The 22744-nt window shown below is 64.5% G+C and carries 21 protein-coding genes and 1 tRNA gene; 11 read left to right on the top strand and 11 right to left on the bottom strand.

The annotated features are described in order from the left end of the window. Nucleotides 1-3: 3 nt before the first annotated feature. Complete coding sequence (locus NCS02_RS09195) at nt 4-681, bottom strand: tetratricopeptide repeat protein (RefSeq protein ID WP_175982736.1); 678 nt, start codon at nt 679-681, stop codon at nt 4-6. A 555-nt stretch (nt 682-1236) separates the two neighbouring features. Between NCS02_RS09195 and cysS the strand changes: the two genes are divergently transcribed. The 6 genes from cysS (at nt 1237) to NCS02_RS09165 (ending at nt 8108) form a co-directional block, all read left to right on the top strand. Further along, nucleotides 1237-2634 carry a cysteine--tRNA ligase gene (cysS, locus tag NCS02_RS09190; protein WP_244807422.1) on the top strand — a complete coding sequence of 466 codons (1398 nt, stop codon included), beginning with the start codon at nt 1237-1239 and terminating at the stop codon, nt 2632-2634. 47 nt (nt 2635-2681) lie between these two features. Then, nucleotides 2682-3701, top strand: coding sequence for an endonuclease III domain-containing protein (locus NCS02_RS09185; protein WP_175982698.1), 1020 nt, complete (start codon nt 2682-2684; stop codon nt 3699-3701). 119 nt (nt 3702-3820) lie between these two features. Beyond that, nucleotides 3821-4792 (top strand): acetyl-CoA carboxylase carboxyltransferase subunit alpha, encoded by a 972-nt coding sequence (locus tag NCS02_RS09180; protein ID WP_008341830.1) that lies wholly within the window; start codon nt 3821-3823, stop codon nt 4790-4792. Between the two features lie 43 nt (nt 4793-4835). Further along, a complete protein-coding gene (gene tilS / locus NCS02_RS09175) occupies nt 4836-6263 on the top strand; it encodes a tRNA lysidine(34) synthetase TilS (RefSeq protein WP_250522996.1) in 1428 nt (475 codons plus the stop codon). A gap of 327 nt (nt 6264-6590) precedes the next feature. Continuing rightward, on the top strand, nt 6591-7841 hold the full coding sequence (locus tag NCS02_RS09170) for an aspartate kinase (protein WP_008341825.1): 1251 nt from the start codon (nt 6591-6593) through the stop codon (nt 7839-7841). A 174-nt stretch (nt 7842-8015) separates the two neighbouring features. Next, nucleotides 8016-8108, top strand: a tRNA-Ser gene (locus NCS02_RS09165). 176 nt (nt 8109-8284) lie between these two features. On the opposite strand, the gene loiP is transcribed toward NCS02_RS09165, so the two are convergent. From loiP to NCS02_RS09120, 9 genes are all read right to left on the bottom strand, one after another. Further along, nucleotides 8285-9043 (bottom strand): metalloprotease LoiP, encoded by a 759-nt coding sequence (loiP, locus tag NCS02_RS09160; RefSeq protein WP_175982696.1) that lies wholly within the window; start codon nt 9041-9043, stop codon nt 8285-8287. 169 nt (nt 9044-9212) lie between these two features. Then, nucleotides 9213-10148 (bottom strand): malonate decarboxylase subunit epsilon, encoded by a 936-nt coding sequence (gene mdcH, locus NCS02_RS09155; RefSeq protein WP_250522995.1) that lies wholly within the window; start codon nt 10146-10148, stop codon nt 9213-9215. Then, complete coding sequence (locus NCS02_RS09150; protein WP_250522994.1) at nt 10145-10786, bottom strand: malonate decarboxylase holo-ACP synthase; 642 nt, start codon at nt 10784-10786, stop codon at nt 10145-10147. The genes mdcH and NCS02_RS09150 overlap by 4 nt, the downstream gene beginning before the upstream one ends. Beyond that, a complete protein-coding gene (mdcE, locus tag NCS02_RS09145) occupies nt 10786-11601 on the bottom strand; it encodes a biotin-independent malonate decarboxylase subunit gamma (protein WP_250522993.1) in 816 nt (271 codons plus the stop codon). Before mdcE ends, NCS02_RS09150 begins: the two co-directional genes overlap by 1 nt. Continuing rightward, nucleotides 11598-12440 (bottom strand): biotin-independent malonate decarboxylase subunit beta, encoded by an 843-nt coding sequence (locus NCS02_RS09140; RefSeq protein ID WP_250522992.1) that lies wholly within the window; start codon nt 12438-12440, stop codon nt 11598-11600. Before NCS02_RS09140 ends, mdcE begins: the two co-directional genes overlap by 4 nt. Beyond that, nucleotides 12437-12745, bottom strand: a complete 309-nt coding sequence (locus NCS02_RS09135; RefSeq protein ID WP_008341815.1) for a malonate decarboxylase subunit delta — start codon at nt 12743-12745, stop codon at nt 12437-12439. The genes NCS02_RS09140 and NCS02_RS09135 overlap by 4 nt, the downstream gene beginning before the upstream one ends. 13 nt (nt 12746-12758) lie before the next feature. Next, complete coding sequence (locus NCS02_RS09130) at nt 12759-13616, bottom strand: triphosphoribosyl-dephospho-CoA synthase (protein WP_250522991.1); 858 nt, start codon at nt 13614-13616, stop codon at nt 12759-12761. Beyond that, nucleotides 13616-15277, bottom strand: coding sequence for a malonate decarboxylase subunit alpha (mdcA, locus tag NCS02_RS09125; RefSeq protein WP_250522990.1), 1662 nt, complete (start codon nt 15275-15277; stop codon nt 13616-13618). The genes NCS02_RS09130 and mdcA overlap by 1 nt, the downstream gene beginning before the upstream one ends. Beyond that, nucleotides 15274-16047 (bottom strand): GntR family transcriptional regulator, encoded by a 774-nt coding sequence (locus NCS02_RS09120; protein ID WP_008341808.1) that lies wholly within the window; start codon nt 16045-16047, stop codon nt 15274-15276. Before NCS02_RS09120 ends, mdcA begins: the two co-directional genes overlap by 4 nt. Before the next feature lie 142 nt (nt 16048-16189). Between NCS02_RS09120 and NCS02_RS09115 the strand changes: the two genes are divergently transcribed. The 3 genes from NCS02_RS09115 to NCS02_RS09105 all read left to right on the top strand — a co-directional run bounded on the left by NCS02_RS09115 (nt 16190) and on the right by NCS02_RS09105 (nt 18703). Continuing rightward, the gene (locus NCS02_RS09115) at nt 16190-17503 is read left to right on the top strand and encodes an MFS transporter (protein WP_250522989.1); all 1314 of its coding nucleotides are present in this window, start codon (nt 16190-16192) and stop codon (nt 17501-17503) included. Nucleotides 17504-17691: 188 nt separating this feature from the next. Beyond that, the gene (locus NCS02_RS09110) at nt 17692-18042 is read left to right on the top strand and encodes a hypothetical protein (RefSeq protein WP_008341804.1); all 351 of its coding nucleotides are present in this window, start codon (nt 17692-17694) and stop codon (nt 18040-18042) included. A gap of 265 nt (nt 18043-18307) precedes the next feature. Next, entirely contained in the window at nt 18308-18703 is a 396-nt protein-coding gene (locus NCS02_RS09105) for a hypothetical protein (protein ID WP_175982687.1), read from the top strand. 84 nt (nt 18704-18787) lie between these two features. On the opposite strand, the gene fabI is transcribed toward NCS02_RS09105, so the two are convergent. Continuing rightward, nucleotides 18788-19585, bottom strand: coding sequence for an enoyl-ACP reductase FabI (gene fabI / locus NCS02_RS09100; RefSeq protein ID WP_008341802.1), 798 nt, complete (start codon nt 19583-19585; stop codon nt 18788-18790). A gap of 240 nt (nt 19586-19825) precedes the next feature. Here fabI and NCS02_RS09095 point away from each other — a divergent pair, with 240 nt between their 5' ends. After that, nucleotides 19826-21691 (top strand): extracellular solute-binding protein, encoded by a 1866-nt coding sequence (locus NCS02_RS09095; RefSeq protein ID WP_250522988.1) that lies wholly within the window; start codon nt 19826-19828, stop codon nt 21689-21691. A gap of 12 nt (nt 21692-21703) precedes the next feature. Beyond that, entirely contained in the window at nt 21704-22744 is a 1041-nt protein-coding gene (locus NCS02_RS09090) for a microcin C ABC transporter permease YejB (protein WP_008341800.1), read from the top strand.

Raw genomic sequence — 22744 nt, 5'->3', positions numbered from 1 at the left:
TGCTTATGGCTGCGCTTGCGGCGCGACGTATGGCGTGGCCGGCAGCGGGCTCGTCGGGCCGCCGAACGGCGCGTAATCGTCGGGACCGGGCATCGTCTGCGAGGCGGCTCCGGATGCCGGCGCCCATTCGTCCGCGGCCGGACTTGGCGCAATTGCCGCGCCCGTTCCCGACGCGCCTTCTGCCGCGCCCGCGCGCTTCTTCGGCGGGTTGTAGATGTTCTGAATCGCCGTGATGCGCTGGCGCGTGAGCGGACTCTTCGAGCCGAGCGATTGCGCGCGCTTGTACGACTCGCTCGCGAGACGAAGATAAAGATCGCCCAGGTTGTCATAGGCGAGCGCGTAGCCTGGATTCGCCTTGACCGCGGTTTCGAGCGCGACGCGTGCATCCTCGTAGCGGCCCTTCTTCGCATAGAGCGCGGCGAGGTTGTTGTACGGCTCCGGCAATTCGGGATAGGCCTGCGTGAGCTCGGTGAAGGCGGCGATGGCTTCGTCGTCGCGATTCAGGCGCGCGAGCACGGTGGCGCGCTTGAACTTTGCCTGCACGTCGCGCGGGTTGCTCGCGATGCGCGCATCGAGTTGTGTGAGCGCGGCGTTCCAGTCCTTGCCCGCGATGGCCGAATCGATCTGCGGCGTGTCGTCGCGAGTTGCGGTCGAGGTCTGCGCGAGCGCGGCCCCGGACATGCCGACACATGCGAAGCCGAGCGCCGCGATGGCGAGCGTCCGGGAAACGAGCCGGCAAGAGAGTTGCAGAGGCGTGCGCGCGTGGCGATGAGTCACTTGGAATCGAGTCAATGAATGAGGCGGCGAAAGAAGCCGTGGAAGCGGCGAAAGGGACGGCGAGCGCCCGAGCACGCGAAGGCGTGCGAGCACTGGAGAACGAGCGGAAATGCCCGATGCGGCGTCGTGTCCGGCAAGGCTTTCGGCCCGGCCCGGAGCGCGGCTTGCCATGCCCGCCGCGCGGCCGCTTCGAGATTTCATAGGCTCAAGTCCCGGTGTTATACTCCGACCCATTCTAACAAAAGGTCTGCACGTCCCGCGCACGAGTCTTGCGCCTGGATCTCCAGGCGAGCATCTCGCGCCGACTCCAGACTGTCTTTCGCCACTCGTGGCCGTCTCCGTCCTGGTCGCATGACCGTCGTGTTCGCGCTCGCGTGTGGGTCTCTTCGCTCCCGCGCGTATCGCTCACGGCGCTCGCTGCCCGGCACACGGTTGATTCCGGCCCATGCTTCGCCTTCTATGAACTCGCTGCGCATCTACAACACGCTCGCGCGTGACAAGCAAACCTTCACGCCGCTTCGCGCCGGCGAGGTACGCATGTATGTCTGCGGAATCACCGTGTATGACTACTGTCACGTCGGGCACGCGCGCATGTTCGTGGTGTTCGACATCGTTCAGCGATGGCTGCGCGAGATCGGCTACAAGGTGACTTACGTCCGCAACATCACCGACATCGACGACAAGATCATTCGCCGCGCGGTGGAGAACAACGAATCGATCAAGTCGCTCACGCAGCGTTTCATCGAGGCGATGTATGAGGACATGGACGCGCTCGGCGTCGCGCGTGCGGACATCGAGCCGCGCGCGACCGAGTTCGTGCCGCAGATGCTCGGCATGATCGATGCGTTGCACGCCAACGGTTATGCATATCAGGCCAAAGACGGCGACGTCAATTACTCGGTGCGCAAGTTCACCGACTACGGCAAGCTGTCCGGCAAGTCGATCGAAGACTTGCGCGCCGGCGAGCGCGTCACGGCCAACGACGCCAAGGAAGATCCGCTCGACTTCGTGCTGTGGAAGCAATCGAAGGCGGGCGAGCCGGAAGACACAGGCTGGAACTCGAAGTGGGGCCGCGGGCGTCCCGGCTGGCACATCGAATGTTCCGCGATGGGCTGCACGTTGCTCGGCGAACAGTTCGACATCCACGGTGGCGGCATGGATCTCCAGTTCCCGCATCACGAGAACGAGATCGCGCAAAGCGAAGGCGCAACCGGAAAGCAGTTCGTGAACTACTGGATGCACAACGGCTTCGTGCAGATCGACAGTGAAAAGATGTCGAAGTCGCTCGGCAACTTTTTCACGATCCGCGAAGTTCTTGAAAAATTTGATGCTGAAGTCGTGCGCTTCTTTATTGCGCGGGCACACTATCGGTCGCCGCTGAATTACAGCGACGTGCATATCGACGACGCAAAGAACGCGTTGACGCGCCTATATACGGCGTTGAAGGATGTCGAGCCGGACAATCAGCAACTTGACTGGAGCGAGGCGAACGCGCAGCGTTTCCAGTCTGCGATGAACGACGACTTCAACACGCCGGTGGCCGTGTCGGTGTTGTTCGATCTCGCGAGCGAAGTGAATCGTACGCGCGATGCCGCGCTCGCTCGTCAGCTCAAGGGTCTTGCGGGCGTGCTCGGACTGCTTCAGCGCGAGCCGCGTGCGTTCCTGCAGCGGGCGAGCGGCGCAGGCTCGAGCGAGGGACTCTCGCCGCAAGAGATCGAAGCGAAGATCGCCGAGCGCATCGCCGCGAAGCAGGCGAAGAACTATGCCGAAGCAGACCGGATTCGCGCTGCATTGCTCGAAGCCGGTATTGCGCTTGAAGACAAACCGGGTGGGTCGACCGAATGGCGCCGCGTTTGAGCGCGGCCCTTCGAACCCTCTGATCGACTCACCAGGCAGGAGGCAAGATGGCAACGGCCAGGAAGACGCCGGTCAAGCGACCCGCGTCTGTCAGCGATGCGTCGGGCGCAACGAAGCGCGCGAGCAGCGCACAAACGAAAGTGAACACGCAGAAGATCGATGGCGCAGGTGCGGCGGCCGGCAAGACGGCGAAGCCGGCGCGCAGCGTTGCGCTCAAGGCCGCGAAGCCGGAGACGGCAACGCGCCTGAACGGCGCTGCGCGCGCATCGAAAGCGGGCACGGAAGAAGCCGAAGCGTCGCCCGCGAAGGGCAACGGCCGCGCGGTCGCAGGCGATGGCGCGCGCGCTCAGGCGCTGGTCGCCGAACGCGGCGAAGTGGTGCGCAAGTCGCGCGTCGTCACATCGGATGCCGCGGTGCCCGTGCAAATCGGCGGACTCACGCGCGAAGCCGTTCGTCCCGACTACTGGGACCGCGCGTGCGCAGATTTGATGCGACGCGACCGCATACTCAAGAAGCTGATTCCGAAGTTCGGCGAGATTCATCTCGTCAATCTCGGCGATCCGTTCTCCACGCTCGCGCGTTCCGTTGCCGGCCAGCAGATTTCGGTGAAGGCCGCGCAGGCGATCTGGGAACGGGTGAAGGGCGCATGTCCCGAGGTTCATCCGGCGCACTTCATCAAGCTCGGTCACGAGAAACTGCAGGCGTGCGGCTTATCCAAACGCAAGGCCGAGTACATTCTCGATCTCGCGCAGCATTTCGAATCGGGCGCGCTGCACGTCGACGCATGGACGTCGATGGACGACGAAGCCGTCATCGCCGAGCTCACGCAGATTCGCGGCATCGGCCGATGGACGGCGGAGATGTTCCTCATCTTCAATCTGTCGCGCCCGGACGTCCTGCCGCTCGACGATCTCGGCCTGATTCAGGCGATCAGCGTCAACTACTTCAGCGGCGAGCCGGTGACGCGCAGCGAGGCGCGCGAAGTGGCGGCGAACTGGGAACCGTGGCGCACGGTCGCGACGTGGTACATGTGGCGCAGCCTCAATCCGATTCCGTCAGATCACTAAAATAACCACGCGAAAAGCGCGCGCTATCGTTGCTTTATAATCGATAGTTCACGCGCGAATTTTTGAGGGGCGGACGCGGTTAGAATACGCGCTGCCCGATGTTCCCAGGACTCGAACATATGAAGACCACGTTTCTGGATTTCGAGCAGCCGATCGCTGAACTCGAAGCGAAGATCGAAGAACTCCGCTTCGTTCAGGACGATTCCGCTGTCGATATTTCGGAAGAAATCGAGCGGCTGTCGAAGAAGAGCCAGCAGCTCACGAAGGATCTCTACGCAAACCTGTCGCCGTGGCAGGTTTCGCAGATTGCGCGTCACCCGCAGCGTCCGTACACGCTCGATTACGTCAGCGAGCTTTTCACCGATTTTCATGAATTGCATGGCGACCGTGCATTCGCGGACGACCTTGCGATCGTCGGCGGCTTCGCGCGCTTCAATGGCCAGCCGTGCATGGTGATCGGCCATCAGAAGGGCCGCGACACGAAGGAACGCGCGCTGCGCAACTTCGGCATGCCGCGTCCGGAAGGCTATCGCAAGGCGGAGCGCCTGATGCGTACCGCCGAGAAGTTCAGCTTGCCCATTTTCACGTTCGTCGATACGCCGGGCGCGTACCCGGGCATCGGCGCGGAAGAGCGCGGCCAGTCGGAAGCCATCGGCCGCAATCTCTATGTGATGGCGGAGCTCAAGACGCCGATCATCACGACGATCATCGGTGAAGGCGGCTCGGGCGGCGCGCTGGCGATCGCCGTCGCCGATACCGTGATGATGCTGCAGTTCTCCACGTACTCGGTCATTTCGCCGGAAGGCTGTGCGTCGATCCTGTGGAAGAGCGCGGCGAAGGCGCCGGAAGCGGCCGAAGCGCTCGGCCTCACGGCGCATCGTCTTAAGGCGCTCGGTCTCATCGACAAGATCGTGAACGAGCCGCTCGGCGGCGCGCATCGCGACGCGAAGGGCATGGCCGCGCTCCTGCGCCGCGCACTCGCCGATTCGCTGCGTCAGTTCCAGGGCATGAGCGTCAACGACTTGCGCGAGCGCCGCTTCGAAAAGCTGATGGCGTACGGCAAGTTCAAGGAATCGCTGCCGGGCGCGTAATCCGTTCCCGTCATCTTCGTCATCTCATCCATCACGAACTCTCGTGACATCCGATAACGAAACCCCGGCCGGCCGCCTCGTGTTACAGGCGGTGCGCGCGGCGGTTTCGGACGCGGACCTTTCCCCGGATTCACTTCTCGCGGTCGCATTGAGCGGCGGGCTCGACTCCACCGTGCTGCTCGACGCGGCCGTGAGTTGCTTCGGCGCGCGACGTGTGATCGCGCTGCATGTTCATCACGGTCTGAGTCCGAACGCCAACGCGTGGGCCGCGCATTGCGAGCGCTTTGCGGCGTCGCTCGGCGTGCGGTATGACGCGCGTCATGTCGATGTCGCGCGGACCGGCGGCGAGAGCCTCGAAGCCACGGCGCGCGACGCGCGTTATCGCGCGCTCGACGAGCTCTGCGATCAGCATGGCGCGGCGGCGCTGCTCATTGCGCATCATGCCGACGATCAGGCCGAAACCGTGCTGCTGCAACTGCTGCGCGGCGCGGGCGTCGCGGGCCTCGCGGCGATGGCGCCGCAACGCGCGGACGGCGCCGCGCCGCGTGTGCGTCCGCTGCTGCGCCTGCTGCGCGCGCAACTGGAGCAATACGCGCACGAGCGCGACCTGAGCTGGATCGACGACGAATCCAACGCCGACACGCGCTATTCGCGCAACGCGCTGCGCCATGACGTGCTGCCGATGCTCGCGGTGCATTTTCCCGGCTTTCGCGATGCCCTCGCGCGCACGGCATCGCATGCCGCGTCGGCGCAGCGGCTTTTGGATCAGCTTGCGCGCATCGATCTCGGACACGTTCAGAGCGCCGACGAAGAGGGCGCGCTCGTGCTCGACGCGTTTCTCGCACTCGACGACGAGCGCGCGATCAATCTCATGCGTTTCTGGATCCGCTCGCGCGGTTTGATGGCGGCATCGACGGCGCGCATCGCCGACATGTTGCGTCAGTTGCGCGATGCCGCCGCCGCGCGCGATGGCCACGCGCTGCGCGTCGATCATGCGGGGCACAGCTTGCGCGTGTATCGCAATCTGCTGTTCTGGGAAGCCGGCGACAGCGCCGATGCGCCCGATCTCGATGAAGGCGCGGCCGCGCTCAAAGTCGCGGCGGAACTGCTATGGCAGGGCGAAGAGGTGTGGCGTCTGCCGCAATGGCGCGGCTCGTTCGTGTTCGAGCCCGCTGATTCTTCCGCCGACGATGTCGTCGGGGAGGGCGTATTGCGCGCCGCGCCGCTCGTCGCGCGTTCGCGTGCGGGCGGCGAGCGCATGCGCGTCGCGGCCGAAGCGCCGAGCCGCACGCTCAAGAACCTCTTTCAGGAGCGCGGCGTGCCGGCCTGGAAGCGCGACGTACCGCTGCTTTTCATCGGCGAGGCGCTGCTGTTCGTGCCGCATCTCGGCGTGAACCGCGAGGCCGCGCCGAGCGCCGCGCACGGACCGCTGCGGCGCATTTCGTGGCGGCCGGATTTGCTGCTCGTGTGAGGCGCTTTGGGCAAACGTTGCGCCGAAGCCGGTAAAATCGCCGTCACCGGTGCCTCATCTTGTAATTTCAGCCTCGATCGGGTACGGTAACTCGTTTTCGCCCAAGCGCGTTTTTGCGCGGCATCTGCGTTCAAAAGACTCGATTTCGCCCGCAACGACGCATCCGCTCGCGTCGCTTATCAATGGCGCGAGCGTGCGAAGGGCGTGCGGCAGCGCCCGCGTATCGTAGCCGGCTTCGACATCCCCTGAAGCGATCGAGCGCGAGTCTCGAGCGTTCTCGCGTCAAAGCGCGTGAAGCGCGGTTTTCTCTCCAGTTCAAGAACGACAATGGCACTCATCGTACACAAATACGGCGGCACTTCGATGGGCTCGGTCGAGCGCATCAAGAACGTCGCCAAGCGCGTCGCCAAATGGCATAAGGCCGGCCACAAGATGGTCGTCGTGCCCTCGGCGATGTCCGGCGAAACCAATCGCCTGCTCGGTCTCGCGAAAGACATCAAGGCCGATCCGGACCCGCGCGAACTCGACATGATTGCCTCCACCGGCGAGCAGGTCAGCGTGGGCTTGCTGGCCATCGCGCTGCACGCGGAAGGCCTCGACGCCGTGAGTTATGCCGGCTGGCAAGTGCCGATCAAGACGGACAGCGCGTTCACGAAGGCGCGTATCAGCGAAATCGACGGCGAACGCGTGCTGAAGGACCTCGACGCGGGCAAGGTCGTGGTCATCACGGGCTTTCAGGGCGTCGATCCGGAAGGCCATATCGCGACGCTCGGACGCGGCGGCTCGGACACGTCGGCGGTTGCGATCGCGGCGGCGATGAAAGCGGACGAATGCCTGATCTACACCGACGTCGACGGCGTCTACACGACCGATCCGCGCGTGGTGGAAGAAGCGCGCCGGCTGGACCGCGTGACCTTCGAGGAAATGCTGGAGATGGCGAGCCTCGGCTCGAAAGTGCTGCAAATCCGCTCGGTGGAATTCGCCGGCAAGTATCAGGTGAAGACGCGTGTGCTCTCCAGCCTGACCGACCCGCTGATGCCGCTCGAAGCCGAAATGCACTCCGGCACCCTGATTACTTTTGAAGAAGACGAGAACATGGAAAAAGCAGTGATTTCTGGCATCGCGTTCCAGCGCGACGAAGCGCGCATCGCGGTCATGGGCGTGCCCGACAAGCCGGGCGTCGCGTATCAGATTCTCGGCCCGGTCGCCGATGCGAACATCGACATCGACATGATCATTCAGAACCAGAGCGTGAACGGCAAGACCGACTTCACGTTCACGGTCGGCCGCGGCGACTATCAGCGCGCGCTCGAAATCCTGAACAACCAGGTGAAGGGCCACGTCCAGGCCGAAACCGTGCTGGGCGACCCGAAGGTGTCGAAGGTGTCGGTGGTGGGCGTCGGCATGCGCTCGCACGTGGGTATTGCGAGCACGATGTTCCGCACGCTGTCGGAAGAGGGCATCAACATCCAGATGATCTCGACGTCCGAAATCAAGATCTCGGTGCTGATCGACGAGAAGTACACCGAACTCGCCGTGCGCGCGCTGCACAAGGCGTTCGAGCTGGATCGCGTGTAAGCGTGTGACGGAGATGTGAAGGCTCGCGGGCCTTCACATCGTTGCGGTTCGCTGAACGCGCGATTCCATATTGGCCGTTTCGAAAAAAATCGTCGTGTGAATTTGACCCCGGCCTGCGAACACGCTATTATCTCGATCTCGTTGCACTGCACTCCCGGTGCGGCGAAAAGTTTGGGAGACGTGGCCGAGAGGTCGAAGGCACTCCCCTGCTAAGGGAGCATCTGGCTAAAAACTGGATCGAGGGTTCGAATCCCTCCGTCTCCGCCAGTTGTCGTAGAAAGGCCCCGCAAGGTTAAAAACTTGCGGGGCTTTTTCTTTTTGCCGCGTTAGTCGGCGAAGTGCATTGCGACGAAGTGCATTGCGACGAAGTGCATCGCTTCGTCATCCTTCTGAATCGTCGCCGAAGAGAACGCGAGCGTCGCCGCTCGCGCTCAGTCACATCCTTACTTCCCTGACGCGATCCGGTCCTCGATATGCTTCGCGCGCGCCGGCGACGACGGATGCGAACTCAGCATGCTCGACTTGCCGCCATCGATGGTCGCGAGCTTCTGGAACGCCGTGACCAGTCCCTTCGGGTCGTAGCCCTTCTTCTTCTGCGTATCGAAGGAGTAATCGTCAGCGGCCGATTCCTGCGTTTGCGAGAACTGCGCGTTGACGAATTTTTCCGACAGATCGCCGAGCTGCGACGCCGACAGGCTTCCGACCATACCGCCCGCCGCCGAAGCCACCGTGCGCGCCGCCGACGTCGCGTACGCCACCTGCATCGCTTTCTTCGTATGGCCGAGCGCGACGTGCCCCATTTCGTGCCCGACGACACCGCGCACTTCGTCATCGTTCATCAGGTCCATGAGGCCGCTGTAAACGCGCACGCAGCCGTTCGCCATCGCCCACGCGTTGACGTCCTTCGTCAGATAGACCTTGTAATTGACCGGCACGCCGTTGATGTTGTCGCCGAGCTGCTTCGAGATCTTGTTCAGGCGCTGGGTGTACGGGCTGTTGGCCGCCGCGACTTTGTTTTCCTTGTCGAGTTCGGCACAAGACTTGTCGGACAGCGTGCGGACATCGGAGTCGCTCAGCGACAGCGCCTGAGTCGCCATTTGCCCGGATTGCATCAATTGGTTCGGATCCATGCTGCTCATGCTGCTGCACGACGCAAGTGTGAACACAGCGGAGGCCGCCAGCGCGATGCGGAAGATCGTCATAGTTTTACCTTTCGAATGTTGTTGTGATCGTCGTTCTGCGCAGAGTGCGCGAACGCAGCGAAATGCTAATGACAGTCGATTCGTAAGCTATTCGAAAATTCCGATTTTGTCGGCAAAAAAGATGAAAACGCCAGCGGAAACCGTGCATCAGTCGCGCACGGAACGCGAATCAATCGGTCGCGCGCCTGCAGGCGGCGCGCACGCGTGCGGCGACGGATGCGGCGGGTGCGGCGTCCATCGCGATCGAAGCCGCGTCCGGCAAGGCTTCGGCGGCAAGCTGCGTGAGCGTCTGTCCCGGCGGCATCTCGACGAACACCTTCGCGCCGAGTTCGGCGAGCGCGATCGTCGATTCGTGCCAGCGCACCGGATAGCGCAGATTGGTGGCGAGGTCTTCGCGAATGGCGTCGGCGCGACGCAGCACGCGCGCGCCGCGATTGCCGATGTAGGCGATGCGCGGCGCCTCGATCCGCACCTTGCTCGCCGCTTCGCCGAGCCGTTGCGCGGCGCTTTCCAGCAGCACGCAATGCGAGGGCACGCTCACGCACAGCCGTTCGGCGCGCCGCGCGCCGCGCGACAGGGCGATGTCGCGGACTTGCGCGAGCGCGGCGTCGCTGCCCGAAAGGACGATTTGACGCGGCGCGTTCAGATTGCCGATGTAGGCGTCGGCGCTGCAATCGGCGATCGCGCGGGCGATCTCGCTTTCGTTGAGCCCGAGCACCGCGAGCATGCCGTAGCCGCTCGGATACGCGTCTTCCATCAGCCTGGCGCGCAGGCGCACGAGTTCGAGCGCATCGTCGAAGCGAATCGCGCCGCACACGACCGCCGCGCCGAACGCCCCGACCGACAAGCCTGCGACGGCTTCCGGCTCGACGCCTTCCTCCGCGAGCGCGCGCGCCGCGGCCACGCCCGCGACGACGAGCGAAATCTGCACGGCGACGGTCGATTTGAGCGCGTCGGCGCTGTCGAGATCGCGGACGTCCGCGCCGAGCACATCGGATGCTTCGTCGAGCGTGCGGACGATCGCCGGATGCGGCTCGCCGCCGCCGAGCCGATGCAGAAAGCCCGGCGCTTGCGCGCCCTGTCCGGGAAAGAGATACGCGATCATGCCGCTGCCCACGGATTCGCGACGAGGCGCGGGCCGTCGGCGTGCCGCAGCATGACGCGTAGTCCGACGCGCGCGAACTCCGCGAGCGAGAAAGCCGCGTCGCATGTTTCGATCTGCACGTCGATGCGCGTGTCTTCGTTCTGCGCCGCTCGCGAGAGCGCATCGAAGAGCGCCGATGCGTCTTCGCGGGGCAAGGGCGTCGGCGCGCGCACGACGATATCGAGGTCGCTGTCGCGCGTGATCGCCGGCATCGCGCACGCGAGCTCGAAGCCCGCGCTGCCGGCCGGGCCCCATTCGAGACCGCATCCGTCGATGATCGGCGCGACCGCGCGCAACAACGCGAACGCGGGCAGGTCGCGACGCGCCGGATCCGGCGCGCGCGTGCGCAGCGCTTCGGGCGTGAGCATCGCGTCGATGTGACGCGTCTCGATCCACGCGCCGAAGCGTTCGCCGCGCGCCATTCCGCGCACGCCGACGGGAATCGCAGCGCCGATGCGCGGTGCGCGCCGCACGACGACGAACGGCGCGCGCGCGAGCGACGCGGCGACCCACGCGGGCGCGTCGTCAAAGGCGGGCGTCGCGGGCGCGATCCGCAGCAAATCGTGCGGACGCGGCGCGCGCTCCATCACGCGGTCCATCAAACGCTCCACTGCTCGCGCATGCGCCTGCGCACCTCGATCGATGCGGCGCGCGTGCGTTTCGCATCGGCGGAAGAGAGCCGGTTCGACAGATCGCGCGGACCGCTGCGCGCATCCTTCACCGCCGCCGCGAGCGATGCCTTCACGCGCTCGATGTCGGCGGAAGAGGGCGCGTCGGCGTCGACGCCTTCGATCAGTTCGTGCAGCAAGCCGAGCTTCGCGTAGGCGCTCATCTTGTACGACATCGGCAGGACCGCGTCGCCGAGCGCGTCGAGGCTTTCGACGCTGCGCCGCGTAACGCGCGCGGCGGCTTCCTTGCCCATCGCGTGGACGGCCGTGCCGGGCGCGTCGAGCGCGACGATGCGATTCGCCTGATAGCCGTGCGCGAGATACGCGCCCGACATCGCCGGGCCGACGATCAGCGCGATCACCGGATGGCCCGCGAGCCGCGCGCTCGCGTAGGCATCGACGGCGGCGGCGCACGCGAGATGAATGCCGAGCAGTTCTTCGCGACGTCCGTACGCCTGGCTCTTCACATCGACGACGGCGACGATGGCGCGCTTCACCCCGGCATCGCGATCGGCGTCGATCGTTTCGCGCACGGCGCGTGCGAGCAGCCAGCCCTGTTCGAGGCCGACGACGTTATCGGTCGCGCGCGGGAAGCGGTTCTGCGGATCGGGCACGACGGCAAAGAAGCTCGCGCGTTCGCCATCGAGAGCGCCTTCGCGCACGCGGATCGGCCCGCGCTCCGATTGCGTCGACGCAGAAGTCAGCGCGTCGAGCCAGCGCTCGCCGCGGGAAAGTGTGTCGGTCATGATGCGCCCCACAGTTTGCGCAAGGTGTCGGGATCGATGGCGTCGGGGTTGACGTCGGCGAGCCGCGCGATGAAGCCATCCACGTTCTCCGTGCGATGCCGCGGCGGCACGCCGCGCCTGAACGCCGCGAGCACGGCGTCGCGCACCTGCTCGGTATCGTCTTCGACGAGCGTGTCCGCAAGACCGACCGCGACGCGTTCCTCGCCGCCGATCATCGACCAGATGAGGCGCCGGTCGCCCGAATCGAGTTCCTCGATGCCCGCTTCCTGCTCGATCACCTCCGGCCCGTTCATGCCGAGGCGCGCCTGCCGCGTCATCACCAGCTCGGTACAGAGCGCGGCCGCGAGCGACATGCCGCCGAAGCAGCCGACCATCCCGCCGATCACCCCGACGACAGGCACATGAGCCCGCAGCGCGACGATCGCCGCGTGAATTTCGGCGATGGCCGCGAGCCCGAGATTCGCTTCCTGCAGACGCACGCCGCCGGTTTCGAACAGCACGACGGGACGGATCGCGCGCCCGGCTTCGAATTCGCTCAAGGCCATTTCGAGCGCGGCGGCGATCTTCGCGCCGGATACTTCGCCGATGCTGCCGCCCTGAAACGCCGGCTCGATCGCGGCGATCACCGCCGGTTCGCCGCCGAGCATGCCGCGTGCGATGACCGCGCCGTCATCCGCCTGGCAGACGATGTTCTGCATCGCGAGCCACGGCGATTCGATGCGGTCGAACGGGCCGAGCAGTTCGCGGAACGTGCCTTGGTCGAGCAGCGCGTGCGCGCGTTCGCGCGCCGTCATTTCGATGAAGCTGTGCCGCGCGAGAAACGTGTCGTGCGCGTTCATGGCGTGTCTCCTTCGCTTTCGCTTGCTTCGACGGCTTCGTTGAGTCGCAGCATGACGACGCCGGGCGTCGCGCCGAAATCGTTCAGTTCGATTTTCGCCGCGCCGTCGTAGCGCTGGAAGAAGCGGTCGAGCACGCTTTTCCAGACATGGCCGTAGCCATCGACGCTCGTGCGGATCACCACTTCCGCGTTCGCACTTTGTGACGGCGAAAGCAGCACTTCGAGATCGCCCGAGCCGACGACGCCCACGTGCGCGCGGCGCGTGACGGGCCGTTTGGCCGGATATTCGTATCGCATGTTTTCCATCGTTCGTTCCTCTTCAGGGCAAGCGCCTGAGACTGTCGAGAAAGAGTGTCGCCGCGAGCAGGTCGGCCGCGCCGCCGGGCGATGCGTTCAGCTTCATCAGTTCTTCGTGAAGCGCCTCGAGCGCGCGACGGCCCGCGACGCTCGCCGCTCCGCCGCAAGCGATCACATCGCGCGCGCCGCGTTGCGCTGCTTCGAGCGCGGGCATTCCGCCGCGATGCAGAAGACACGTATCGTCGAGCGACGCGATGATCGCGACGAGCGCATCGAGCCGCGCGTCGGATTCGGCGAGTCCGCTTGCGCGCGCGGCGTCCAGCGCGGGCAGGCCGACGAGCCGCGCATGCGGAAAACCATCGCGCGCTTCGCCGCGTGCGCCCGCCACGCGATAGCGTTCGCTGACGCGCGCACCGTGGCTCTTCGTTGCCGTTAGCGGCGCGTAGCGATCGTCGAAACGGGCGATCTTCGCCGCCGAAAAGCAGATCGCGCCGCTGTCGTCGGGCGCTTGCATCGCCGCGCCTGCGCACAGCAAACCGATGATCCAGATCGCGCCGCGATGCGCGTTGCTGCCTTCGGTTGCGCGCATCATCGCGGATTCGCCTTCGCGGCCGATGCGCGCCAGTTGCTCGCGCAAGATCTGCGACGGCTCCGCGTGCGACGCCGCGCGCGCGATCGCGAGAAACGTCGGATGCAGGGCGCGAGCGGAACGCAGCATCGTGTCCAGATCGAGATCGCGATGCGCGCCGCTGCCGCGTTCATCGACGAGCGCGGGCTTCGGCGTGAGGCGCGCCTCGGCGATCAGCGCATCGACGGCGCATTGCGCGATGAGCGACGGCGACGCGACCGCGCGCGCAAGATCGCGAAGAGCCGGCTTCATCACCAGCTCCGGAAGCGCGCGGGCGGCGCGTACAAGCCGCCCGACCACGCGACGAGATCGTCGATGCTGCGCGCCGCGAGCAGCGAGCGCTTGGCTTCGCCGCGCCGCACGCCCAGATCTTCCGGATACGCGACGATGCCGCGCCGTCTCAATTCCGCCGTCTTCGCGGGATCGGCGCGCATGCCGATCGGCGTCACGCCAGCGACCGCCGCGAGCGCGGCGCGGCGCTCGTCGACGCCTTCGGCCGCGTGCAGATACGCGATGCCTTCTTCCGTCACGACGTGCGTGACATCGTCGCCGTAGATCATCACGGGCGCGATCGGCATGCCGCTTTTCTCGCCGACGGCAATCGCGTCGAGCGCATCGACGATGGTCGGCTCGCCGCCTTTCTTGTACGTCTCGGCCGTCTGCACGACGAGCTTGTGCCCGCGCGCGATCTTCGGATTCGGGCCGTCGTCCTTCAGGAGCTTCAGCCACGCTTCGCTCGAATGACGCCGGCCGCGCGGATCGTGTCCCATGTTCGGCGCGCCGCCGAAGCCCGCGAGCCGCCCGAGCGTGACCGTCGACGAATTCGCGTCGGCGTCCATCTGCAAGGTCGAGCCGATGAAGAGATCGACACCGTATTGCCCCGCGAGCTGGCAGAACACGCGATTCGAGCGCAGGCTGCCGTCGCGGCCGGTGAAGAACACATCGGAGCGCGCCGCGATGTAGTCCTCCATGCCGACTTCGCTGCCGAAGCAATGCACGCTGTCCACCCAGCCGGATTCGATCGCGGGAATCAGCGTCGGATGCGGATTGAGCGCCCAGTTCGTGCAGATCTTTCCTTTGAGGCCGAGCTTCTCGCCGTATGTCGGCAACAGCAGTTCGATCGCGGCCGTATCGAAGCCGATGCCGTGATTGAGCGCCTTGACGCCATAGCGCTCGTAGATGCCGCGGATCGTCATCATCGCCATGAGAATCTGCAATTCGCCGATGTGACGCGGATCGCGCGTGAAAAGCGGCTCCACGGCGAACGGACGATCGGCCTCGACGACGACATCGACCCACGAGCCGGGAATATCGACGCGCGGCAGTTCGTCGACGATTTCGTTCACCTGCGCGACCACGATGCCATGCCGGAACGCGGTGGCTTCGACGATCGTCGGCGTGTCCTCGGTGTTGGCGCCCGTGTACAGATTGCCGTGCCGGTCCGCCTGCACCGCGCACACGAGCGCGACCTGCGGCGTCAAGTCGATGAACATGCGCGCATACAGTTCGATGTACGTATAGATCGCGCCGATCTCCAGCATGCCGTCTTCGAGCAGTTGCGCGACGCGCAGGCTTTGCGGCCCGGCGAACGCGAAATCGACCTTGTGCGCGATGCCTTGCTCGAAGAGCGCGAGATGCTCGGGACGGCTGATGCTCGAGATCAGCAGATGGATGTCGTGCACGCGGTCCGGATCGAGCTTCGCGAATGCGCGCGAGAGAAAGTCCGCCTGCTTCTGATTGTTGCCTTCGAGCGCGACACGGTCGCCGGTGACGATGAGCGCACTCAACGCATCGACGATGTGCGCGGCATCGAGCACGGAGCCGTTCATCCACGGCTTGATCAGCTTAAGACGCCGCGCTTTTTCCTGCGCGCGCGTGTTCCAGTTGCGGGCTTTAGCGATGACGTCGTTCATTGGTCGGCCTTGACGGAATTCGATCGGGAAGATGCGCGGCGTTTCTTCTTCTTGACGTGGCTCGAGTGCGCGAGCGCCTGGGCATCGGCGAGAAAGCGGTAGAGCAGTTCGCCCGTCGCGAGCAGATGGCGCGCGACGAGCGTCTGCGCCTGTTCGATATCGCGCGCGGCGAGGGCATCGAAGATCGCGCGGTGCTCGGCATCGGATGAATCCTTGTGGATCGGCAGACCGAGCTTCAGCCGCAAATAGCGTTCGCCGCGCCGATGCATCTGGCCGATCAGCTCCATCAGCCGAGGACGGTCGGCGGGCGCGTAGAGCGCCATGTGGAACTGCTCGTTGCGCACGACGTAGAGCGTCGGATCGGGCTCGTTCTCGGCGGCTTCGAGCAGGCGTTTCGCGTCGGCAAGCGTTTCGGGCGTGTGATGCGCGATCGCAATGCCGATCGCGAGACTTTCGAGCGATGCGCGAATCTCGTAGATCTCGCGCGCCTCGTCGGCCGATTGCAGACTGACGGCCGCGCCGCGATTCGGCTCGATTGTCACCCAGCCTTCGCTTTCGAGCTGGCGGAACGCTTCTCGCACCGGAATAGCGCTGACCGAAAACTGCCGGGCGATCGCGTCCTGCCGCAGCGGCTCGCCCGGCAACAGCGAGCCATCGACGATGGCGGCGCGCAGCGCATCCGCGATGAAGCGCGACGTGCTCTGGCGCGGTTCGAACTGCGCGTCGCGAAATGAGGCCGGAGTCGATCCGGCTGAGAGATCTGTCGGCATGGCTAGGTGAAAGTGCGGACTTGTCGTGTGTCGATGTTCAAATATTATATATAAAAACGCACACGGTACTTCGGTGCTTTCCCTAGACGCCATAACAAACATTTTTAACCGGCGCGTCGCTAATTCCTTTGGAGACATGGCCATGCCCAGCACGCTGGATCGACAGATAAGCGCCACGCGCGCCACGAAGACACCGCTCAACCGGTCGCAGATCACCGGTTTCTGGGGTGCGTGGGCCGGCTGGACGCTCGACGGAATGGATTCGTTCATCTACGCGCTCGTGCTCGCGCCGGCGCTCACCGAATTGCTGCCGCGTTCGGGCTATGAGGCGACGCCGGCGAACATCGGGCTTGCGGGCTCGATTCTCTTCGCGCTCTTTCTCGTCGGATGGGGACTGTCGTTCATCTGGGGACCGCTCGCCGACCGTTTCGGACGCACGAAAGTGCTCGCGGCGACCATCTTCACGTTCGCGATCTTCACCGGCCTTGCGGCGACCGCGCATAACGTGTGGGAGCTCGGCTTCTATCGGTTTTGCGCGGGCGTGGGGATCGGCGGTGAATGGGCGCTCGCGGGCACGTATGTCGCGGAAGCCTGGCCGGAAGACCGCCGGAAGATGGGCGCGGGTTATCTGCAGACCGGCTACTACGCGGGCTTCTTCCTCGCCGCCGCGCTCAATTACACGATCGGCGCGACGTTCGGCTGGCGCGCGATGTTTCTCGTCGGCCTGTTTCCGGTCGTGGTGTCGATCATGGTGCTCCTGCGCGTGAAGGAAACCGACAAGTGGGAACGCGCCGAAACCGCTCATCCGCACGTCAAGCACGAGAGTTCGCTGAAGGCGATCTTCAATGCGCAATATCGCAAGCGGACGATCGTCGCGGCCGTGCTGCTGACGGTGGCGATCATCGGCTTGTGGGCGGGCGCGGTGTATGAACCGTCGGCGGTCGTTCAGCTCGCGACGAAGGCGGGCATGGACAAGCACGATGCCGCGCGCATGGCGTCGATCGCGACGGGGCTGCTTTCGATCGGCACGATCGTCGGCTGTCTCGCGCTGCCGCCGATGGCCGAAAAGATCGGCCGCAGAAAGACGCTCGCGGTGTATTTCGTCGGCATGGCGGCGTCGATCGCGCTCGCGTTCGGCTGGGCGTTCTATCTGCCGAACGGGCTGGTGCCGTTCATCGCGCTGCTCGTCGTGCTGGGCTTTTTCGGCGGCAACTTCGCGCTCTTTTCGCTGTGGCTGCCCGAGCAGTTCGAAACCCGCGTGCGTGCGACGGCCTTCGCGTTCTGCACGTCGGTCGGGCGCTTCTTCGGCGCGATCGTGAACTTCGGCATCGGCGCGATGGTGCTCAACATGAAGACGCTCGGCGTGCCGATTGCCATTACCGCGATTGCGTTTCTCATCGGTCTCGCGGTGATCCCGCTCGCGCCGGAAACCAAAGGCCAGGAACTGCCGAACTGATCTTCGCTGCGCCTCTCACGAACGGCGATCTTCGCGATGCGAGGGCCGCCGTTTTTCCATCTGCACGAGCTTACTTTTCGTAAGTTTTTCCTCAGTAATAGCAGGTTACGAAGTCGATCACTCGATGCGGCATCCGTCCGATATAGTCCGGTCAACACAACAAACAACCCATCGGGGTGGGGCTTTACATGAACAAGGTATCGAAGGCTTCCGTGCTGGCTGGCGCCGTGATGTTCGGCGGTCTGATGGTGTCCGGCGCGGCCAATGCGGGTGTGTCCGTGGGCGTGAACATCGGGGTGCCCGCGCCCGTGTACGTCGCGCCCGAGCCGGTCTATGCGCCGCCTCCGCCGCCCGTCGTGTACGCGCCGCCTCCGGCGCCGGTCTACGTGCAGCCGGCCATCGTGGTCGGCTGGCATGGCGATCGTTACTGGGATGGCCGTCGCTACTGGGATCGCGACGATTACTATCGCCACTACGATCATGGGCGCGGCCACGATCACGACGGCCATGACCACGGCCGTCACAACGGCTGGCGTTGATCGTCCCGCGCCGCCCGGCGTCCGTCGCCGAAAGCCACTCGTTCGTCACGGGTGGCTTTTTTGTTGCCGCTTGAACGTGGAAGGGCGAATTCCCAGTAAAACAACAACGCCGCGAATTCTCACCCGCGCGATGTAACAAAAGGTAAGGTTTCTCCAGACGTAAAGCGCGAGCAGGCAATAACTTACAAAGCTGAAATATTGCGTCGAAAGGTTTTCGTTATATTTGGGCGCAAGCGAACAAGTACAAAGCGAGGTCCGGTTGCATATGAAAAAGAAGTTCTCGGGACGAATCGTGGCCGGTGTGCTGACCATGGCGGCGCTGAGCGTGACGGGCATCGCGCGCGCGGCGGATGTTCATGTCGGCGTGAATATCGGCATTCCGGCGCCGGTCTACGTCGCGCCGACGCCGGTCTATGCACCGCCTCCGCCGCCCGTCGTCTACCAGCCCGCGCCGATGTACGCGCCGCCGGTCGTCATCGGCTGGCATGGCAGCCGGTACTGGGACGGCCGACGCTATTGGAGCCGCAACGACTACTATCGTCATTACGGGCACGGCCGTCCGCCGCCTCCGCCGCGCCCGCATGGTCCGCCGCCGGGGCACGGTTACGGACATGGCAACGGGCACGGCAACGGACATGGCGGCCCGCACGGCTATCGTTGAGGCAGGGCGCGGTCATCGCGGCAAATAAAAAGCGCCGCTCACCTGAAGTGAGCGGCGCTTCGTTTTGCAGCTGCGAACGGGCGCTTATTCCGCGTCGCCGCCCATTCCGCCGACGACCGCATGGAATCCGGCATCGACGTGGACGACTTCCGCGCTCATGCCGCTCGACAGATCCGACAGCAGGAACGCGGCGACATTGCCCACTTGCTCGATCGTCACATTGCGCTTGAGCGGCGCATTCTGTTCGACGAAGTTCAGAATCTTGCCGAAGCTCTTGATGCCGCTCGCCGCGAGCGTCTTGATCGGGCCGGCCGAGATGGCGTTGACGCGTACGCCCTTGGCGCCGAGCGACTGCGACGCCGCCATGTAACGCACGCTCGCCTCGAGCGATGCCTTCGCGAGGCCCATCGTGTTGTAGTTCGGCAGCGCGCGCTCGGCGCCGAGATACGACAGCGTGAGCAGCGACGAGCCGTCTTTCAGCATCGGCAGCGCGGCTTTCGCGAGCGCGGGGAAGCTGTAGGCGGAGATGTCGTGCGCAACGCGGAAGTTCTCGCGCGTCATGCCGTCGAGGAAATCGCCCGCGATTGCCTCGCGCGGCGCGAAGCCGATGGAGTGCACGAGGCCGTCGAGCGAGTCCCAGCGTTCTTTCAGCGACGCGAACAGCGCATCGATTTGCGCGTCGTCGGCGACGTCGCACGGATAGACCATGTCGCTGCCGAACTCGGTCGCGAACTCGGTGATGCGCTCCTTGAAGCGCTCGCCGACATACGTGAACGCCAGTTCCGCGCCTTCGCGCTTGCAGGCCGCGGCGATGCCGTAAGCGATCGAGCGGTTGGACAGCAGGCCCGTCAGCAGAATTCGTTTTCCAGCGAGAAAGCCCATGAATGCTCCTTCTTTGATGTCAGTGTCGCGGCGCGCACCGGTTGTCCGATGCCGCGCGGGGTCGTGCGTGGCGCGATCGGCCAGTCGACAACCCTTGGGTCGCAGGCCGAGCGGTGCGTGATTTTGGGTAGAATTCTCTCACATCGCAATGCCTCGCCTTAGGATTCCCGCGGCTCGCGCTTCGGGTTTCCGGCCGGGTCACTCCATCGCGTCACACACTCAAATCGCGCCCAGAGGCACATGACGATCCGTTTATGCAGCGCCTCACGCTTGGTCCTGACCTGGTCGCTGGCCGCATCGGCTGCATGGCTCGCGAGTCCGGCTTACGCGGTGCATGCCATCGCGCAATACGGCGAGCCGAAATACCCGGCCGGTTTCAAACACTTCGATTACGTGAATCCCGACGCGCCGCGCGACGGCACGCTCGTCCTCGCGAACCCGAACCGGCTGACGAGCTTCGACAAGTTCAATCCGTTCACGTTGCGCGGCAATCCCGCGCCCGGTCTTTCGCTGATGTTCGAGAGCCTGACGACAGGCAGTTCCGACGAAGTATCGACCGCTTACGGCCTGCTCGCCGATGACATTTCCGTCGCGCCCGATGGCATGTCGACCACCTTCCACATCAATCCGAAAGCGCGCTTTTCCAACGGCGAGCCGGTCACGGCGGAAGACGTGAAGTTCTCGTTCGAGACGCTCAAGAGTCCGCTTGCCGCGCCGCAGTTCTCCGTGTACTTCGGGCAGATCGCGCGCGCGGTGATCGTCGATCCGCAGACGATCCGCTTCGAGTTCAAGATCGCGACGCGCGAGATGCCGCTGCTCGCGGGCGGCATTCCGGTGTTTTCGCGCAAGTGGGGCATGAAGCCGGACGGCACGCGCATTCCGTTCGACAAGATCGCGTTCCAGAAGCCCATCGGCAGCGGGCCGTATCTGATCGATCGTTACGACAACGGCCGCACGATCTCGTACCGGCGCAATCCGGATTACTGGGGCGCGGCGCTGCCGGTGCGTGTCGGCACGTTCAATTTCGCGCACATCGACTACAAGCTTTACGGCGATCCGACCGCGCGCCTCGAAGCGTTCAAGGCGGGCGAGTACGACGTGCTGGTCGAGTACGTCGCGCGCAGTTGGGTGCGGCGCGATATCGGCAAACGCTTCGACAGCGGCGAGCTCATCAAGCGCGAGTTCCCGCACCACAACGGCACCGGCATGCAGGGCTTCTTCATGAACACGCGCAAGCCGCTCTTCAAGGACGTGCGCGTGCGTCAGGCGCTCGATCTCGCGCTCGATTTCGAGTGGCTCAACCGGCAACTGTTCTTCAATCAGTACAGGCGCATCGACAGCTTTTTCGTCAACACGGATCTTCAGGCGAAGGGATTGCCGAGCGAAGGCGAACTCGCGATATTGAACCCGCTGAAGAAGCAGCTCGATCCTTCCGTGTTCGGCGAGATGCCGCGTCAGCCGGACACCGATCCGCCCGGCTCGCTGCGCGCCAATCTCATCAAGGCGCGCGAATTGCTCGCTCGAGCCGGCTGGACGTATCGCGACGGCGCGCTGCGCAACGCGAAGGGCGAGCCGTTCGTCTTCGAGATTCTCGACGACACCGGCGGCGGCGCGTCGATGGAGCCGGTCGCGGCCGCGTTCGGGCGCAATCTGCAGAAGCTCGGCATCACGATGAACTTTCGCACCGTCGATTACGCGTTGATCCAGAAACGTCTCGATGCGTTCGACTTCGACATGACGAGCGTGCGCATGCCCGACGTGCAGGTGCCGGGCACCGAGCAGGTTTCGCGCTTCGGCAGCAAGTCCGCGGACGAGCAGGGCTCCGACAATCTCGCAGGCGTGAAGTCGCCGGCCGTCGATGCGATCCTGCAGAAAGTGATCTCCGCGCAGACGCGCGAGCAACTGGTGGACGCGACGCACGCGCTCGATCGCGTGCTGATCAACGGCTACTATGTGGTGCCGCACTGGTACTCGGCGACGCATCGCGTGGCGTATCGGAATACGCTGGCGTACCCGTCGACGCTGCCGCTGTATTACGGCGCGGAAGAGTGGGTCATATCGACGTGGTGGGCCAAATCCGGGCCCGCCGCGCACGCGGCGAAGTAACGAGGACGCGCCATGTGGAGCTACATCCTTAAACGCATTCTCTTGATGATCCCGACGCTCATCGGCGTGTTGACGCTCACGTTCGTCGTGATCCAGTTCGTGCCGGGCGGTCCGGTCGAACAGGCGGTGCACGACTTGCGGCGCGGACAGTCCGAAGGCGGCGGCGGCTTCGGGCTGCGCACGCATACGGGCGTCGATGCGCAGCAGGTCGAGCAACTGAAGAAGCTCTACGGCTTCGACAAACCGCCGCTGCAACGCTACTTTCTGATGCTCGGCAAGTTCGCGCGCTTCGATCTCGGCGAGAGTTATTTCAGGCATCAGAGCGTGTGGTCGCTGATCGTGTCGAAGCTGCCGGTGTCGATCAGCATCGGCTTGTGGACCTTCTTCATCACGTATCTGATATCGGTGCCGCTCGGCATCGCCAAAGCCGTGAAGAACGGCTCGAAGTTCGATGTCGCGACGAGTCTCATCGTGCTCGTCGGCTTTGCGATTCCGGGCTTCGTGCTCGGCGTGCTGCTGCTCGTGCTGTTCGGCGGCGGCACGTTCTGGCAACTGTTTCCGCTGCGCAATCTCACGTCCGACAACTGGGCGACGCTCTCGCTCGGCGGCAAGATTCTCGATTATCTGTGGCACATCACGTTGCCGGTCGTGGCGTCGGTGGTGGGCAGCTTCGCCGTCGTCACGATGCTCACGAAGAACGCGTTCCTCGACGAAATCCGCAAGCAATATGTGCTGACCGCGCGCGCCAAAGGCTTGAGTGAGCGGCGCGTGCTGTGGAAGCACGTATTCCGCAACGCGCTCTTGCCGCTGATCGTCGGTTTTCCGGCGGCGTTCATCGGCGCGTTCTTTACGGGCAGCCTGCTGATCGAGACGCTCTTTTCGCTCGACGGCCTCGGACTGCTCTCGTACGAATCCGTCGTGCGGCGCGACTATCCGGTCGTGCTCGGCACGCTTTATCTTTTCACGCTGATCGGCCTCGCGACGAAGCTCATCTCGGACCTCTGTTACGTCTGGGTCGATCCACGCATTCAATTCGAACAACTGGAGCGCTGA

This window comes from Caballeronia sp. NCF2 (assembly GCF_023631205.1).
GTDB classification, from domain to species: domain Bacteria; phylum Pseudomonadota; class Gammaproteobacteria; order Burkholderiales; family Burkholderiaceae; genus Caballeronia; species Caballeronia zhejiangensis.
The sequence above is the reverse complement of the archived record's forward strand: the minus strand, read 5'-3'. Positions and strand labels throughout refer to the sequence as shown.

Excerpts from the sequence above, each read along its gene's own strand:
- NCS02_RS09195 (WP_175982736.1), bottom strand. The coding sequence starts at position 681 with ATGTCCGGGGCCGCGCTCGCGCAGACCTCGACCGCAACTCGCGACGAC.
- cysS (WP_244807422.1), top strand. The coding sequence starts at position 1,237 with ATGAACTCGCTGCGCATCTACAACACGCTCGCGCGTGACAAGCAAACC.
- NCS02_RS09185 (WP_175982698.1), top strand. The coding sequence starts at position 2,682 with ATGGCAACGGCCAGGAAGACGCCGGTCAAGCGACCCGCGTCTGTCAGC.
- NCS02_RS09180 (WP_008341830.1), top strand. The coding sequence starts at position 3,821 with ATGAAGACCACGTTTCTGGATTTCGAGCAGCCGATCGCTGAACTCGAA.
- NCS02_RS09170 (WP_008341825.1), top strand. The coding sequence starts at position 6,591 with ATGGCACTCATCGTACACAAATACGGCGGCACTTCGATGGGCTCGGTC.
- loiP (WP_175982696.1), bottom strand. The coding sequence starts at position 9,043 with ATGACGATCTTCCGCATCGCGCTGGCGGCCTCCGCTGTGTTCACACTT.
- mdcH (WP_250522995.1), bottom strand. The coding sequence starts at position 10,148 with ATGATCGCGTATCTCTTTCCCGGACAGGGCGCGCAAGCGCCGGGCTTT.
- NCS02_RS09150 (WP_250522994.1), bottom strand. The coding sequence starts at position 10,786 with ATGGACCGCGTGATGGAGCGCGCGCCGCGTCCGCACGATTTGCTGCGG.
- mdcE (WP_250522993.1), bottom strand. The coding sequence starts at position 11,601 with ATGACCGACACACTTTCCCGCGGCGAGCGCTGGCTCGACGCGCTGACT.
- NCS02_RS09140 (WP_250522992.1), bottom strand. The coding sequence starts at position 12,440 with ATGAACGCGCACGACACGTTTCTCGCGCGGCACAGCTTCATCGAAATG.
- NCS02_RS09135 (WP_008341815.1), bottom strand. The coding sequence starts at position 12,745 with ATGGAAAACATGCGATACGAATATCCGGCCAAACGGCCCGTCACGCGC.
- NCS02_RS09130 (WP_250522991.1), bottom strand. The coding sequence starts at position 13,616 with ATGAAGCCGGCTCTTCGCGATCTTGCGCGCGCGGTCGCGTCGCCGTCG.
- mdcA (WP_250522990.1), bottom strand. The coding sequence starts at position 15,277 with ATGAACGACGTCATCGCTAAAGCCCGCAACTGGAACACGCGCGCGCAG.
- NCS02_RS09120 (WP_008341808.1), bottom strand. The coding sequence starts at position 16,047 with ATGCCGACAGATCTCTCAGCCGGATCGACTCCGGCCTCATTTCGCGAC.
- NCS02_RS09115 (WP_250522989.1), top strand. The coding sequence starts at position 16,190 with ATGCCCAGCACGCTGGATCGACAGATAAGCGCCACGCGCGCCACGAAG.
- NCS02_RS09110 (WP_008341804.1), top strand. The coding sequence starts at position 17,692 with ATGAACAAGGTATCGAAGGCTTCCGTGCTGGCTGGCGCCGTGATGTTC.
- NCS02_RS09105 (WP_175982687.1), top strand. The coding sequence starts at position 18,308 with ATGAAAAAGAAGTTCTCGGGACGAATCGTGGCCGGTGTGCTGACCATG.
- fabI (WP_008341802.1), bottom strand. The coding sequence starts at position 19,585 with ATGGGCTTTCTCGCTGGAAAACGAATTCTGCTGACGGGCCTGCTGTCC.
- NCS02_RS09095 (WP_250522988.1), top strand. The coding sequence starts at position 19,826 with ATGACGATCCGTTTATGCAGCGCCTCACGCTTGGTCCTGACCTGGTCG.
- NCS02_RS09090 (WP_008341800.1), top strand. The coding sequence starts at position 21,704 with ATGTGGAGCTACATCCTTAAACGCATTCTCTTGATGATCCCGACGCTC.